The sequence below is a fragment of the Kluyvera intermedia genome, from assembly GCF_034424175.1.
Taxonomy (GTDB): Bacteria; Pseudomonadota; Gammaproteobacteria; order Enterobacterales; family Enterobacteriaceae; genus Kluyvera; species Kluyvera intermedia.
Genome location: NZ_CP139986.1, coordinates 4,255,134 through 4,269,738, shown reverse-complemented (window position 1 = coordinate 4,269,738; position 14,605 = coordinate 4,255,134). Strand labels below are relative to the sequence as shown.

Genomic DNA, 14,605 nt, shown 5'->3' with positions numbered 1-14,605 from the left:
TGGCGTAAAAACGTTTCCACTGCTCCTTTATGGGTAAAGCAGTATACCCGTGAGGTCGTCAGGGAAATTTGACGTGTTCGATTTTTTTATCGTTATGTGCGCTTTATTTATCAATGTAGCTGATGAATTACGTTGTGGAATTACTTAGAGAAATTGTCGTTCCTGTCCTGCGGGAAATTGCTGGGCAAAATTTGTGTCATGTGATGCTTGAGGGTAGACTTCGTGCCCTTGTCTGAAATCGGAGAAAAAAACATGAGCGAGACGGCAACCTGGCAGCCGAGCGCATCCATCCCTAACCTGTTAAAACGCGCGGCGCTGATGGCGGAAATTCGTCGTTTCTTTGCCGACCGCGGTGTACTGGAGGTGGAGACGCCTTGTATGAGCCAGGCAACGGTGACAGACGTCCATTTAGTCCCGTTTGAGACTCGCTTTGTTGGCCCGGGGCATTCCCAGGGCATGAATCTGTATCTGATGACCAGCCCGGAATACCATATGAAGCGCCTGCTGGCAGCGGGCTGTGGCCCGGTATTCCAGCTGTGCCGAAGCTTCCGTAACGAAGAGATGGGGCGTCACCACAATCCAGAGTTCACTATGCTGGAGTGGTATCGACCGCACTTCGACATGTATCGTCTGATTAACGAAGTCGATGATCTGTTGCAGCAGGTGCTGGAAACCCAGCCCGCTGAAAGCCTCTCTTATCAGCAGGCGTTCCAGCGTCACCTGGAAATTGACCCGCTGTCAGCGGACAAAACCCAGCTACGTGAAGTGGCGGCAAAGCTTGATTTGAGCAACATCGCCGATACCGAAGAAGACCGCGATACCTTGCTACAACTGTTGTTTGCGATGGGCGTTGAGCCGCATATCGGCAAAGACAAGCCGACGTTTGTTTACCACTTCCCGGCAAGCCAGGCTTCGCTTGCGCAGATTAGCGCTGAAGATCACCGCGTAGCCGAGCGTTTTGAGGTTTACTTCAAAGGGATTGAGCTGGCGAATGGCTTCCATGAACTGACCGACGCCCGCGAACAGCAGCAGCGCTTTGAGCAGGATAACCGCAAGCGCGTAGCGCGTGGTCTCCCGGCACAGCCTATCGACCAGAATCTACTGGATGCGTTGGCGGCGGGTTTACCAGACTGTTCCGGTGTAGCCCTGGGCGTTGATCGTCTGGTCATGCTGGCGTTAGGCGCTGAACAACTGTCGGACGTATTGGCGTTCAGCGTGGATCGGGCATAAGCCTGATTGCATACAATTATGCAACATAAAATGGCGCAAATTGCGCCATTTTCTAGTTTTTAATTTCAAAATTCCCTCTTATGGCCACAAGATTCGTCTGGCTATTTGCTATCATCCTGCCAGCAATTTCTCGCGTCGATTTCCGCTGCCTTGCCGATACAAGCCTGCCGCGCGATGCCGCTCGATATGTTAAAAAAACAGTCCAGAGTAAGGGATGGTCAAATGACCCAATCAATAAAAAAGATGAGCCTTATTGGCCTCATTCTCATGATATTTACCTCAGTTTTTGGTTTTGCCAATAGCCCCTCCGCGTTTTACCTGATGGGATATAGCGCCATCACCTGGTATATATTTTCCGCGCTTTTATTCTTTATTCCATTCGCCTTAATGATGGCTGAAATGGGATCTGCCTACCGTAAGGAAGAGGGCGGTATCTATTCGTGGATGAATAATAGCGTCGGCCCGCGCTACGCATTTATTGGCACCTTTATGTGGTTCTCCTCCTACGTTATCTGGATGGTAAGCACCTCAGCGAAAGTATGGGTTCCGTTCTCGACCTTCTTATTTGGCACAGACATGACCCAACACTGGGGCTTTGCGGGGCTGGCCTCCACGCAGGTGGTCGGGCTGTTAGCGGTCGTGTGGATGGTGTTAGTCACAACGGTTGCGGCAAAAGGAATTAATAAAATTGCCCGAATTACCGCCGTGGGCGGCATTGCCGTTATGTGTCTGAATTTAGTTTTATTGTTAGTGAGTATTGCCATTTTGTTATTAAACGGCGGCCACTTCGCACAGCCGATTAATTTCACCGCCTCGCCGAATCCGGGTTATCAATCCGGGCTGGCGGTATTATCGTTTGTGGTATTTGCCATTTTCGCTTACGGCGGTATTGAAGCTGTCGGTGGTCTGGTGGACAAAACTGATAAACCGGAAAAGAACTTTGCCAAAGGTATTATCTTTGCCGCGATTGTTATTTCGATTGGTTATTCACTCGCCATATTCTTGTGGGGTGTGAGTACTAATTGGCAGCAAATTTTAAGCGACCATTCGGTTAACCTTGGCAATATTACCTACGTGCTGATGACCAGTCTGGGCACCACGCTTGGCAATGCTTTGCACCTGCCGCCTGAAGTGGCTGCCACGGTGGGCGTATGGTTTGCGCGTATCACCGGGCTGTCGATGTTCCTCGCCTATACCGGCGCGTTTTTCACCTTAAGCTACTCGCCGCTGAAGGCGATTATTCAGGGCACGCCAAAAGCGTTGTGGCCGGCGTCGATGACCCGTCTCAATGAAAACGGTATGCCATCTACGGCAATGTGGATGCAGTGTGCGTTGGTGAGCTTGTTTATTCTGCTGGTCTCTTTTGGCGGTGATACCGCTTCAGCGTTTTACAACAAGCTGACGTTGATGGCGAATGTCTCAATGACCCTGCCATATCTGTTCCTGGCGCTGGCCTTCCCGTTCTTTAAAGCCAAAATGGATCTCGAACGTCCATTTGTGATGTTTAAAACCAAGGCATCTACATGGCTGGCAACGACGGTGGTGGTTTTAGTGGTGACTTTTGCCAACATCTTTACCGTGATTCAGCCGGTGATTGATGCGGGTGACTGGAGCAGCGCGCTATGGATGGTCGGTGGGCCGATCTTCTTCTCGCTGTTGGCGATGGCGATTTATGAGAACTATCACCGCCGCATTAACCGCCAACCGGAGTTGGCGGCGGAGTAATGTTGAATGCCGCAGGGGATCTGGCAGGAAGGTAGCCCGGCGTCGGTGCTTGCGCACCTCGTCCGGGCTACAGTTTACGCAGGCCGGATAAGGCGAAGCCGCCATCCGGCAATCTGCAGGGTTGTGCCTGATGGCGCGCAGCTTTCAGGCCTACCTGTTGCGACAGATCGTTGCGCTTACAAACTTCCCGGCTGGCGTGTTCTTCCCGCCGATGACAACGTATTCGACGTTTTCTTGCCATTCAGGCTTTCCAGACGCATCTGGAACGGTGGGAACGGCATATCGATACCGTGCTGGCGGAAACCGGCCAGAATCAACTGGTGCAGCTCGTGACGCAGCGGCATACGGTGACCCATCTCGGCGGCATAGATACGCAGCTCGAAGATCTGAATGCCCTGTTGTAAATCCACGAGGAAAGCTTCCGGCGGCGGGGTATCGATGACCAGCGAGCAACGGTGCGCTGCGGTGAGCAGGATCTGCGCCACCTCTTCGCTATTGGCATCAGACGGTGCTGGAATACTTAACACCACGCGGGTGACCGAATCCGACAGAGACCAGTTGATAAACTGCTCGGTGATAAACGCTTTATTCGGCACGATTATCTCCTTACGGTCCCAGTCGCTGATAGTGGTGGCGCGGGTGTTAATTTTCGTCACGCTGCCGGTCAGGTCTCGGATGGTGACCGTATCGCCGATACGAATGGGTTTCTCAAACAGAATAATCAGACCAGAGATAAAGTTGGCGAATATCTCCTGCAAGCCAAAGCCCAACCCGACACCCAGCGCCGCGACTAGCCACTGTAACTTCGCCCATTCAATACCAATCATCGAGAATCCGACCAGCCCACCGATCAGCAGCAGCAGATATTTGGTGATGGTGGTAATGGCATAGCCGGTACCCGGCGTCAGCGACAGATGTTGTAGGATGGCAAGCTCGAGTAGCGCGGGTAAGTTACGGACAAGCTGGGTGGTGATAATCAACACCAAAATCGCAATCAACACGGCACCGAGGGTGATAGGCTCAATGCTCTCAACGCCCTGTACGGTTGAGGTTACGTCCCACAGCGAGATGTTCTCAAGGAAGCCGAACGCTGAGTGAATTTCCGACCACAGAATAATCACGGATACCAGTGCGACCAGCATCAGTATTGACCGTACCAGCCGCAACGATTGTTCGCTGATGGTATCGAGATTCACCTCACTGACTTCCATTTCTGCCGCACCTTCAAGGCTCGACGGATGCGGCTCTTCTTCGCCACGGGCGCGGTGCGCCAGCATCTCAGCACGCTTGTTTTTGGCGCGTTCAAACGCCAGTCGGCGGCGCTGAATTAACATCCAGCGGCGGATGACGTGGTAAATCACCAACAGCAGGAACCAGATGGCGACCGATGTCTCAAGGCGTGCCAGCAGCGCTTGTGAGGTGGCGAGGTAGCCGACGGCGGCAGCAAAAATGGCGACCAGCGGTGCGCCAATCATCAGGTTCCACAGCATGCTGTTAACCCGGTTGTCGCCGTTGCCTTCTTTGTCGAGATACAAAGGAATTCCCGCGCGCTTGAGACTGAGCGTGACAATCGCCAATGCTCCGCAGATCAACATAAAGCAAAGTCTGCCTAGCGATGCTGAGAACTCGCGGTCGTTGAGGTTATCGAACATGATCAGCGCCATTATCAGCGGCACGATAAGCCCAATGCTCATCAGGTAATAGCGCATGGCACGGGCGACGCGATTTTGCGGCCAGCCGAAGTGAACGATAAACAGACCGTTGGTGCGCGCAAAGGTGGCGCAGATCATCACCACCCACAGCAGCGGCACGGTGGCGGTGACGCCATCGCCGATCGCTACGGCAAGCGGGAACGGCCAGGCCTCCTGAAGACCGTAACCCAGCGTGGCCCACAGTACCGGTAGCGGTGATGCCACCAGAATCGACCAGAATACGGTGCGCATCGTGAGCCAGAAGTGATCCTGGGTAACTTTGCCTACCCGCGCGCTACAGCGCTCGAGGAAGCGCGTGAAGTGCTTACGTGAGCTAATGCTAAAACCGACCAGCAGTAGAGCGGCAAACAGCGGCAGCAATGTCTGGCGGCTGGTGAGCATCATCATGCTGGCTTTGCCAAGCTGACTGAAGGTGTCCAGTGAGATCAGGCGGCGTAGGTCTTGCACGATCTCCAGCGGCCAGCTGAAGTCGATAGGGCGCACATCTGACGTCCAGAACAGGTAGCGGTGTGTGGCTTCGTTAACCTCTTTGAGCGCATCTTCCAACTGGCTGTTGGAAACCTTCAGCTTGGTTAACTCGAGGATCAGCGTGTCACCACCCTGCAGCAGTGAATTGAGTAGCTCGCGTTGAGTCCGCAGTTGCGCCTCAAGAATACGATTCTGCTCACTGGTGAGCGGCTGGCCGTCAACCTGATTAATCTGCCGCAACTGCGGCTGTTTATTCAGCAGGTCTTCATAACGCAGACGATGAACGCGAAGTTGCGCCATTTCTGTGTCCAGTTGCTGTGGCTTTGGCATCTCTGGCAGACGTGAAACCTGGGCGCGTAACGCTTCGCCTAGCAGATTCGAAGCGCCGAGCCACTGGGACTGTTCGCGTAGGGTATTGAGTGCCTGACGCACCTGAAGGGTCTGGTTGGTTGCTTGACGCTGCTGAGAGGCGACGAGATCCATGCGCTGAGCTTGCTGGTTCAGCGCCTGTGACAGTTCACGGTTAATTTTAAACTGGTTAACGATCCCTGCCGGTAGGTTCTCACTGTTCTCTGCCAACAGTTCGGTGCTTTCCAGCGCCCGTTCCGCTTCGCGCTGGCGCTGGCTGTTCAACTGATTACGTAGTGCTTGCAAGTAGGCGTCGAGCTGCTCGCTCTGCTTTTGCGCCAGCTCAGAACGCATACGTGACAGCTCCTGGCGGTTATTTGCCGATAACTGTGCCAGCTCTAGCTCATCAACCAACGCTTTAAGTTTACTGGATTCGGCCTGGAGACTGAGGGCCTGCGCTTGCGCCAGCGGTGTATTGCCCGGCGTCGTGCCGATACGGCGCTCCACGTCATTCAACTGGCGGCGGGCGTCGGTTTGCTGCTGTGGCAACTGATTAACAGAATCGGCAATATCGCGTGCGCGCTCTTGTTCCTGTTGAGCAATGCGACTTTTTTCTAGCAGCTGGCTGCTAACCTGCAAAATCTCCTGGTTTAGCGCATCTGAGCTCATGCCTTCTGGTGCAGGGCGAGGTTCATCGCGCAGATTATTTAGCTGGTTGCGCAGCGTCTGGGAGAGTTTGGCGAAGTTATCGATGACTTGCTGATACTGAGCGGCGCGCTCGAGGGAGCCTTTTTGCTCCTCAAGCGCGGTCAGTGCATTTTGTAGTGCCTCGACGGTTTCAGGCTGAGCGGGCTTGGCCGCTTTCGCCTGTTCCAGTTCTTGGGCGATTTGTCGGGCGTTGGGGGCCGTCGCTGCGTACGCCCCCTGGCTGAGGCACCAGGCCATCAGTAACGTGATAATCAGGCGCACATCAAAACCCTTTTTCAGTAATTAACTTTGCTCTTTTTTATCGTCGGTCAGTGGTGCGACCTTCTGTTCGATAACTTTTTCTTCAACTGGTTCAACGATAATAACCGGCTCAGCGACGACTTCTGGTTCAGCCACCATTTCCGGTTCGACGACCACTTCCGGCGCAACCACAACTTCTGGTTCGGCGACCACTTCTGGTTCTACGACGGCTTCGGTAGAGATAGCCAGCGGCTCACCCAGTTTGGTCACAGAGAGGTTTTGCAGCTGCTCAGCCAGCTTCACTTTGCCCGGTGCAAACAGGTTAATAACCGTGGAACCCAGCTTGAAGCGGCCCATTTCCTGACCTTTCAGCAGAGCGATTGAACCCTCCTGGTCGCCCGCAGGGTAGGTCCAGCGCTTAATCACGCCTTCACGTGGCGGGGTGATGGTGCCAGCCCAAACGGTTTCAATACTGCCGACAATCGTCGCGCCAACCAGAATCTGTGCCATTGGGCCAAACTCAGTATCGAACAGGCAGATGACGCGCTCGTTACGGGCAAACAGGTTCGGTACATTTTGTGCAGTCAGGTGGTTTACGGAGAACAGATCGCCTGGTACGTAAATCATCTCACGCAGGATACCGTTACACGGCATATGCACACGGTGATAGTCGCGCGGTGACAGGTAGGTCGTGGCGAATGTCCCGTTACGGAACAGGTCAGCCATGATGTAGTTACCGGCCAACAGGGCTTCTAGCGAGTAATTGTGGCCTTTCGCCTGCAGAATTTTGTCGCCTTCGATCGCACCTAACTGGCTAATAACACCGTCGGCTGGCATCACCAGGACGCTTGGATCGGTGTTGAGTGGACGCACTTCATCACGCAGCGGACGAACAAAGAAATCGTTGAAGGTGCGATAGCTGGCGGTATCCGGCTTCTGCGCCTCGTTCATATCGACCTTGTAGAATTTCACGAACAGATCGATAACCAGTTTGGTCAGCCATCCCGCTCGTTTGCTTGCACCCCAGCCTGCGAGACGCGTAAGCCACAGTTTAGGCAGAATGTATTGCAGTGAAAGTTTAAACGAGTTTAACAAGGTAGCCTCCAGGCCAATATGTGTCGTTCCTGATCCGACGCCGAACGTCGGATCTTAATGAGAAAAGCGGCCGATTCTAGCGATTGTTAGCCAGAATGTCAGTCGGCAAAATCATAGTTCTCATTTATCGGTATCTGAAAAGTTTTTACGCGTTTTTACCTGCGACATACTGTCCAGAATGTGGTGGTAATGCTCAAAACGTGATTCAGCAATCTTGCCGTTCTCAACGGCTTCACGAATGGCGCAGCCGGGATCGTTGTCGTGCTTACAGTCGCGATATTTGCACAGGCCAAGATAGTCATGGAATTCGACAAATCCATTGGTCACTTGTTCCGGCTCAAGGTGCCACAAACCAAATTCACGCACGCCCGGGGAGTCAATCACGTCGCCGCCGTGTGGGAAGTGATACAGACGCGCCGCCGTGGTGGTGTGCTGCCCCAGACCGGAGACGTTAGAAACGTCGTTGGTCAGGATGCTGTCGTCGGAGAGCCCCAGCAGAGCGTTGAGCAAGCTGGATTTACCGACCCCAGACTGCCCTGCAAAGATACTGATTCGGTTCGTCAGCGCTTCTTCCAGTGGCTTTAAGCCATCCTGAGTATGGCTGGAAGCCATCAGGACGCGATAACCGATATTGCGGTAGATATCCATCTGCTCGTTGACGAATGCCATGCCCTCTTCATCAAGCAGGTCAATTTTATTCAATACTAGCAGCGGTTCTACGTCGAGCGTTTCGCAAGCCACGAGGTAACGGTCGATAATATTCAGCGACAGCTCTGGCAAAATAGCGGACACAATGACAATTTGATCGATATTGGCAGCGATGGGCTTCACGCCGTCATAAAAGTCCGGACGCGTCAGAACCGACTTGCGTTCGTGTACCGCTTCAACGATACCTTTGACTCTTACGCCTTCCGCGGCAGCTTTACCTGGACGCCAGACGACGCGGTCGCCGGTAACCAGTGAGCGAATGGTGCGACGGATATTGCAGCGGTGGGTTTCGCCATCGGCGGATTCCACGTCGGCGTGCATACCGAAGCGGCTAATGACGATCCCTTCGGCGGCTTCGCCAAACAGGTTATCGTCGAAATCGGGCTTCTCTTTTGTGGTGGTTAAGCGGCGCTGGTGGTTAGCTGATACGCGACGCTGCTGACCTTTGGAGAGTTTATTTTTACTCAATCGTGCTGACTCCTGGTCGCCCGTGCTGGGCAAAACCTCTATGATACACGCTAATTAATACTAGTTAACCCGTCGCGTCTTGTTGCGGCAGGTCAGACAGAAGGGTGGAAAATAACATGAGTGCAGATGAAAACAACCTGATTTGGATCGATCTGGAGATGACCGGCCTGAATCCCGAGCACGATCGCATTATCGAAATTGCCACGCTGGTGACCGATGCGCAGCTCAATATTCTGGCGGAAGGGCCAACGATTGCCGTCCATCAATCAGATGCCCAATTGGCGCTGATGGATGACTGGAACGTGCGTACCCATACCGGTAGCGGGCTGGTTGAGCGCGTGAAGGCCAGTACTCAGGGCGATCGTGAAGCCGAACTGGCGACGCTGGAGTTTCTGAAAAAGTGGGTGCCAGAAGGTAAATCACCGATTTGCGGGAACAGCATCGGGCAGGATCGTCGCTTCTTGTTTAAATACATGCCGGAGCTGGAATCCTACTTCCACTATCGCTATCTGGACGTGAGCACCTTAAAAGAGCTGGCGCGTCGCTGGAAACCGGAAATTTTACCTGGCTTCAAAAAACAGGGCACCCACCAGGCGATGGATGATATCCGTGAGTCAGTGGCGGAACTGGCCTACTACCGCGAACATTTTATTCAGCTTTAACGTGCTAACGGGATGAATTGGCGATAGAATAGTCAATCTGCCGATTTATCCAGCACTTGAACGATAAATTTAAAAAATCGCTTCAAGGGGGGTTGCAGGGGGAAAGAATTCTCGTATAATGCGCCTCCCGTAACGAAGCAGAAATGCGAATTACGACAGCAACAAAAATTGCCAGATTTTGCGGGAATAGCTCAGTTGGTAGAGCACGACCTTGCCAAGGTCGGGGTCGCGAGTTCGAGTCTCGTTTCCCGCTCCAAATTTGAAAGTAGTACAGCACCAAGCACCTAAATGCGGGAATAGCTCAGTTGGTAGAGCACGACCTTGCCAAGGTCGGGGTCGCGAGTTCGAGTCTCGTTTCCCGCTCCAAAATTTGAAAGTAGTCGTAGTAAGACACACCCAAGCGGGAATAGCTCAGTTGGTAGAGCACGACCTTGCCAAGGTCGGGGTCGCGAGTTCGAGTCTCGTTTCCCGCTCCAAATTTTTCTTCCAAAATAAAAATACTTCCACAACGCAATCATTCGTTGAGGTTGTTTTTTTCGTTTCTGAAATACTCTTGTAAACAGAGTTATCCACAGCCTTTCATTCTGTTGTTAGCATGCTATTTTTTTTAAGATTTTTGCGAGTTTAATTATCTTATTGAAATATAAGACGATATATCATTTCAAAATGTTAGCGAGATCGCTTGACGAACTTTGGCGTGTTGAAACGCAATGTGTTTTTATTTTTACTCACAGGCTGTGAATAGTTTACGCGTCGCGCGGTAACCCTTTTTCTACCACTCTCACCAGCCGCTGTTTCTTCGGCAACTGCACTTCAACCACACAGGCGTTACGTCGCTCAATTTGCTGCGCAATAGCCCAGTCAATGTGCTCATCGAGTAGTGGGTACTCACCTCTACGACTTTCCAACGCATGAATTGCCGCTTCGCTCCACGGTGCGTTACCCAGTGCAACGGCGATATTGCGTAACCAGCGTAAATGACCAATACGGCGAATTGCCGACCCTTCCGTCACTTTCAGAAACCAAGCTTCGCTCCAGGCGAACAGTTCGATAAGTTCTGGCGAATGCAGCGCTTTACGCGGGCTGAAGTCCGCTTCGTCGGTCAACTGTGAAAAACGATTCCATGGACAAATTAGCTGACAGTCGTCACAGCCATAGATTCGGTTGCCGATGAGCGGGCGAAATTCTTCCGGGATGGCACCTTCTAGCTCAATCGTCAGGTAGGAAATGCAGCGGCGTGCGTCAACGGTATACGGTTCGACGATTGCGCCAGTGGGGCAAATTGTCATGCAGGCCACGCAGCGCCCACACTCTTCGACCACCGGTTGGTCGATAGGCAGTGGGATATCCACCAGCAGTTCGCCGAGGAAGAAGAACGATCCGGCATCGCGGTTGAGGATCAGTGAGTGCTTTCCGGTCCAGCCAATTCCAGCTTTTTCAGCTAAAGGACGTTCAAGAATAGGCGCGGAGTCGACAAACGGTCTAAAATTCAGCGAGACACACTGTTCCTGAATCATTTCACCGAGCTTTTTAAGGCGGTTACGCAACAGCTTATGATAATCACGCCCAAGGGCATAACGGCTGACGTAACCGAGTTCGGGGTTTTTCAGCGTGCGGGCAAAAGCCGCATTGGCGGGAAGATAGTTCATGCGAACGCTAATCACCCGGAGCGTTCCGGGCTGTAGTTCGTGCGGACGGGCGCGCATCATGCCGTGGCGCGCCATCCAATCCATCTCGCCGTGGTATTGTTTATCCAGCCATGCCTGAAGTTTGGGTTCGGCTTCGCTGAGGTCAGTATCGGTAATACCGACCTGCTGAAAACCGAGTTCAGTGCCCCATTGTTTGATTTGTTGCGCTAATTGATTGAGATCGAGGGGCTGTGACATGACGGACCATACATTGACAAGAATCCCCCAAAGTATACCACACTCCATATGGCCTGCGGACGAACTGCGTCGCGCCGAAAAAACGGCGGCCCAGAGCCTCGGCATTTCCTTGTATGAGCTGATGTTGCGCGCGGGTCAGGCGGCGTTTGACGTAGCGCGCACGGCATATCCTGCGGCACGACACTGGCTGATTTTGTGTGGTCATGGCAATAACGGTGGCGATGGCTACGTCGTCGCTCGCCTGGCAGTGGCGGCGGGCATTCGGGTGACGTTGCTGGCACAAGCAAGTGATAAACCGTTGCCACAAGAAGCACTTAGCGCGCGTGAAGCGTGGCTTGCCGCTGATGGAGTGATTCACTCAACAGCGACTCCATGGCCGCAGGATGCCGATTTAATTATCGACGGACTGCTGGGGACCGGCCTGCAAAATGCGCCGCGCGAGAACGTGGCGAGCCTGATTGAACAAGCTAACCACTTCCCTGCGCCGATTATTGCGCTGGATATTCCGTCCGGACTCAATGCTCAGACCGGGACGACGCCTGGCGCGGTTGTTCATGCTCATCACACCATCACTTTTATCGCACTCAAGCCGGGGTTATTAACCGGAAAGGCGCGCGATGTGGTCGGACAGCTCCACCACCATGCGCTGGGGCTGGAGGCGTGGCTGTCACAACAGTCAACAAACATTCATCGCCTGGATGCTTCCCAACTGGCGCAGTGGTTTACGCCGCGCCGTCCTACTTCGCATAAAGGTGACCATGGTCGGCTGGTGGTGATTGGTGGCGACCACGGCACCGCAGGGGCGATAAGAATGGCAGGTGAGGCGGCACTGCGCGCAGGGGCGGGGTTAGTGAAAGTGCTGACACGCGTTGAAAATATTGTTCCGATAATCACCGCCCGCCCGGAGCTGATGGTCGATGAACTCACGCCGCAGTCGCTGGATGAAAGCCTGGAATGGGCGGATGTGGTGGTGATTGGCCCAGGCCTCGGTCAGGCGGCGTGGGGGAAACAGGCGCTGCGTAAAATCGACAATTTCCGCAAACCTACGCTGTGGGATGCCGACGCGCTGAACCTACTGGCAATCAATCCGGATAAACGTCACAATCGCGTGATCACACCGCATCCCGGAGAGGCCGCGCGTCTGCTCAACTGTAAGGTGGCGGAAATTGAGAATGATCGCTTACTTTCTGCACAGCGTCTGGTACAACGGTACGGCGGCGTCGTGGTGCTGAAAGGCGCAGGGACGATCGTCGCCGATGAACGCGGTGTGAACAGTATTATTGATGCCGGAAATGCTGGCATGGCCAGTGGTGGAATGGGGGATGTACTTTCCGGCATCATTGGCGCATTGCTGGGGCAGGCATTATCGCCGTATGATGCAGCCTGCGCGGGGTGTATCGCCCACGGTGCTGCTGCCGACGAACTGGCGGCGCGCTATGGCACCCGCGGTATGCTGGCGACCGATCTTTTTTCCACGCTACGGCGTGTTGTTAACCCGGATGTGATTGACGTAAACCATGATTAATCGAGTGATTCCTTTAGCTGACGAGCAGGCAACCCTTGACCTTGGCAACCGAGTGGCGCAGGCCTGCGTCGGCGCAACGGTTATCTATCTGTATGGCGATTTAGGCGCGGGTAAAACCACCTTTAGCCGTGGATTCCTACAGGCGCTGGGCCATAAGGGCAATGTCAAAAGTCCCACCTATACCCTGGTGGAGCCTTATCAGCTCGCCGAACTCATGGTCTACCACTTTGATTTGTACCGCCTTGCGGATCCTGAGGAGCTCGAATTTATGGGGATCCGCGATTACTTTGCTAACGATGCCATTTGCCTGGTGGAATGGCCACAACAGGGCACCGGTGTTCTGCCCGAGCCGGATATCGAAATACACTTAGATTACCAGGCGCAAGGGCGTGAGGCGCGCATCGCTGCGGTCTCCTCATTAGGTGAGTCTCTGCTGGCGCGGTTTGCCGGTTAATTTTAGGGATCGCAGGATGATTTTTCGCGCAAAAGGGTGGTTAATCGCCGCGCTGATGCTGGTGGGTACACCGGCAATGGCGGCGAGCTTGTCTGACATCCAGGTGGCGAACAGTGAAACGCAGGCGCGTATCACGTTCAGCTTTATGGGTGATCCGGAATATAACTTTAGCCAGGACGACAAACGTAGCGTCGTACTGGATATCAAGCAAACGGGCGTGATTCAAGGGCTGCCGCTGCGCTTTAGCGGTAACAACCTGGTGAAAGGTATTCGCTCCGCGACGCCGAAAGACGATCAATCGTTACGACTGGTGGTCGACTTAACGGAAAATGGCAAAACGCGGGCGGTGAAACAGCAAAACGGGGCCAGCTATACCGTGGTGTTCACCATTAATGCGGATGCGCCGCCACCTCCACCGCCGCCCCCTGTGGTCGTAAAGCGGGTGGAAACGCCGGTGGTTGCGCCAACGCCAAGCCAGCCTGCGCGTAATCCGTTTAGCGGTAGCAGCAATAGCGGGCGTATCGTGACCAGCGAGCGCCAGCCTGCCATTGCCAATACCGTTAACCCAACGCCACGTCCGGCAGCGCGCGCGAGCAGCGTTCCTGGTGATAAAGTGATTATTGCTATCGATGCCGGTCACGGTGGACAGGATCCTGGTGCGATTGGCCCGGGCGGTACGCGCGAGAAGAACGTCACCATCGCCATTGCGCGTAAGCTCAGGGCCTTGTTGAACGACGATCCGATGTTCCGTGGCGTATTAACGCGTGATGGCGACTACTTTATTTCGGTGATGGGACGCTCTGACGTGGCGCGTAAGCAAAACGCCCACTTCCTGGTGTCGATTCATGCCGATGCCGCGCCAAATCGCGATGCAACCGGTGCTTCCGTGTGGGTGCTGTCTAACCGTCGGGCCAACAGTGAAATGGCCGGTTGGCTTGAGCAGCATGAGAAACAGTCAGAATTGCTGGGCGGGGCGGGAGATGTATTGGCGAACAGTCAGGCAGACCCTTACCTGAGCCAGGCGGTGCTGGATCTGCAATTCGGTCATTCCCAGCGCGTAGGGTATGATGTGGCGACCAGTGTTATCAGCCAGATGCAACGGGTGGGTAATTTGCATAAACGTCGCCCGGAACATGCCAGCCTTGGCGTGCTGCGTTCGCCGGATATCCCGTCAATCCTGGTTGAGACCGGCTTTATCAGTAACAGCGGCGAAGAGCGCCTGCTGGGCAGCGATGACTATCAGCAGAAAATTGCTAATGCCATTTATACCGGTTTACGTAACTATTTTACGGCGCATCCGATACAATCCGGCCCTCGTGACGAACAGTCACAAACCGCCAGCGCCGCGTCATCTAACAGGACGCTCGTTAACTAAG

10 protein-coding genes and 3 tRNA genes are annotated in these 14,605 nt (G+C 53.9%); 9 read left to right on the top strand and 4 right to left on the bottom strand.

What is annotated here, in order from left to right:
• The first annotated feature begins 252 nt into the window (after window positions 1–252).
• Window positions 253–1,230, top strand: a complete 978-nt coding sequence (gene epmA, locus U0026_RS20545) for an elongation factor P--(R)-beta-lysine ligase (protein ID WP_062776001.1) — start codon at window positions 253–255, stop codon at window positions 1,228–1,230.
• Window positions 1,231–1,452: 222 nt separating this feature from the next.
• Window positions 1,453–2,955 carry a glutamate/gamma-aminobutyrate family transporter YjeM gene (gene yjeM, locus U0026_RS20540; protein WP_062776002.1) on the top strand — a complete coding sequence of 501 codons (1,503 nt, stop codon included), beginning with the start codon at window positions 1,453–1,455 and terminating at the stop codon, window positions 2,953–2,955.
• A 176-nt stretch (window positions 2,956–3,131) separates the two neighbouring features.
• On the opposite strand, the gene mscM is transcribed toward yjeM, so the two are convergent.
• From mscM to rsgA, 3 genes are all read right to left on the bottom strand, one after another.
• Entirely contained in the window at window positions 3,132–6,452 is a 3,321-nt protein-coding gene (gene mscM / locus U0026_RS20535; RefSeq protein WP_062776004.1) for a miniconductance mechanosensitive channel MscM, read from the bottom strand.
• 21 nt (window positions 6,453–6,473) lie between these two features.
• Window positions 6,474–7,526 carry an archaetidylserine decarboxylase gene (asd, locus tag U0026_RS20530; RefSeq protein ID WP_062776007.1) on the bottom strand — a complete coding sequence of 351 codons (1,053 nt, stop codon included), beginning with the start codon at window positions 7,524–7,526 and terminating at the stop codon, window positions 6,474–6,476.
• Between the two features lie 120 nt (window positions 7,527–7,646).
• On the bottom strand, window positions 7,647–8,702 hold the full coding sequence (rsgA, locus tag U0026_RS20525; RefSeq protein WP_062776008.1) for a small ribosomal subunit biogenesis GTPase RsgA: 1,056 nt from the start codon (window positions 8,700–8,702) through the stop codon (window positions 7,647–7,649).
• A 116-nt stretch (window positions 8,703–8,818) separates the two neighbouring features.
• Between rsgA and orn the strand changes: the two genes are divergently transcribed.
• From orn to U0026_RS20505, 4 genes are all read left to right on the top strand, one after another.
• Window positions 8,819–9,364: an oligoribonuclease gene (gene orn, locus U0026_RS20520; RefSeq protein ID WP_062776010.1), complete on the top strand. Its 546-nt coding sequence runs from the start codon at window positions 8,819–8,821 to the stop codon at window positions 9,362–9,364.
• Window positions 9,365–9,544: 180 nt separating this feature from the next.
• Window positions 9,545–9,620: transfer RNA gene (locus U0026_RS20515), tRNA-Gly, on the top strand.
• A gap of 34 nt (window positions 9,621–9,654) precedes the next feature.
• Window positions 9,655–9,730, top strand: a tRNA-Gly gene (locus U0026_RS20510).
• A gap of 34 nt (window positions 9,731–9,764) precedes the next feature.
• A tRNA-Gly gene (locus U0026_RS20505) sits at window positions 9,765–9,840 on the top strand.
• Between the two features lie 270 nt (window positions 9,841–10,110).
• Here the strand turns inward: U0026_RS20505 and queG are convergent.
• The gene (gene queG / locus U0026_RS20500; RefSeq protein WP_062776012.1) at window positions 10,111–11,250 is read right to left on the bottom strand and encodes a tRNA epoxyqueuosine(34) reductase QueG; all 1,140 of its coding nucleotides are present in this window, start codon (window positions 11,248–11,250) and stop codon (window positions 10,111–10,113) included.
• On the opposite strand from queG, the gene nnr reads away from it, so the two are divergent.
• From nnr to amiB, 3 genes are read left to right on the top strand one after another with little or no spacing between them, the layout of a single operon-like run.
• A complete protein-coding gene (nnr, locus tag U0026_RS20495; protein WP_062776014.1) occupies window positions 11,249–12,775 on the top strand; it encodes a bifunctional ADP-dependent NAD(P)H-hydrate dehydratase/NAD(P)H-hydrate epimerase in 1,527 nt (508 codons plus the stop codon). The genes queG and nnr overlap by 2 nt on opposite strands.
• Window positions 12,768–13,229 carry a tRNA (adenosine(37)-N6)-threonylcarbamoyltransferase complex ATPase subunit type 1 TsaE gene (tsaE, locus tag U0026_RS20490; protein ID WP_062776016.1) on the top strand — a complete coding sequence of 154 codons (462 nt, stop codon included), beginning with the start codon at window positions 12,768–12,770 and terminating at the stop codon, window positions 13,227–13,229. The genes nnr and tsaE overlap by 8 nt, the downstream gene beginning before the upstream one ends.
• A gap of 16 nt (window positions 13,230–13,245) precedes the next feature.
• On the top strand, window positions 13,246–14,604 hold the full coding sequence (gene amiB / locus U0026_RS20485; RefSeq protein ID WP_062776018.1) for an N-acetylmuramoyl-L-alanine amidase AmiB: 1,359 nt from the start codon (window positions 13,246–13,248) through the stop codon (window positions 14,602–14,604).
• Window position 14,605: the final 1 nt, after the last annotated feature.

Bases quoted from the DNA above. Each gene is read 5' to 3' on its own strand.
- epmA (WP_062776001.1), top strand. From the start codon at position 253: ATGAGCGAGACGGCAACCTGGCAGCCGAGCGCATCCATCCCTAACCTG.
- yjeM (WP_062776002.1), top strand. From the start codon at position 1,453: ATGACCCAATCAATAAAAAAGATGAGCCTTATTGGCCTCATTCTCATG.
- orn (WP_062776010.1), top strand. From the start codon at position 8,819: ATGAGTGCAGATGAAAACAACCTGATTTGGATCGATCTGGAGATGACC.
- nnr (WP_062776014.1), top strand. From the start codon at position 11,249: ATGACGGACCATACATTGACAAGAATCCCCCAAAGTATACCACACTCC.
- queG (WP_062776012.1), bottom strand. From the start codon at position 11,250: ATGTCACAGCCCCTCGATCTCAATCAATTAGCGCAACAAATCAAACAA.
- tsaE (WP_062776016.1), top strand. From the start codon at position 12,768: ATGATTAATCGAGTGATTCCTTTAGCTGACGAGCAGGCAACCCTTGAC.
- amiB (WP_062776018.1), top strand. From the start codon at position 13,246: ATGATTTTTCGCGCAAAAGGGTGGTTAATCGCCGCGCTGATGCTGGTG.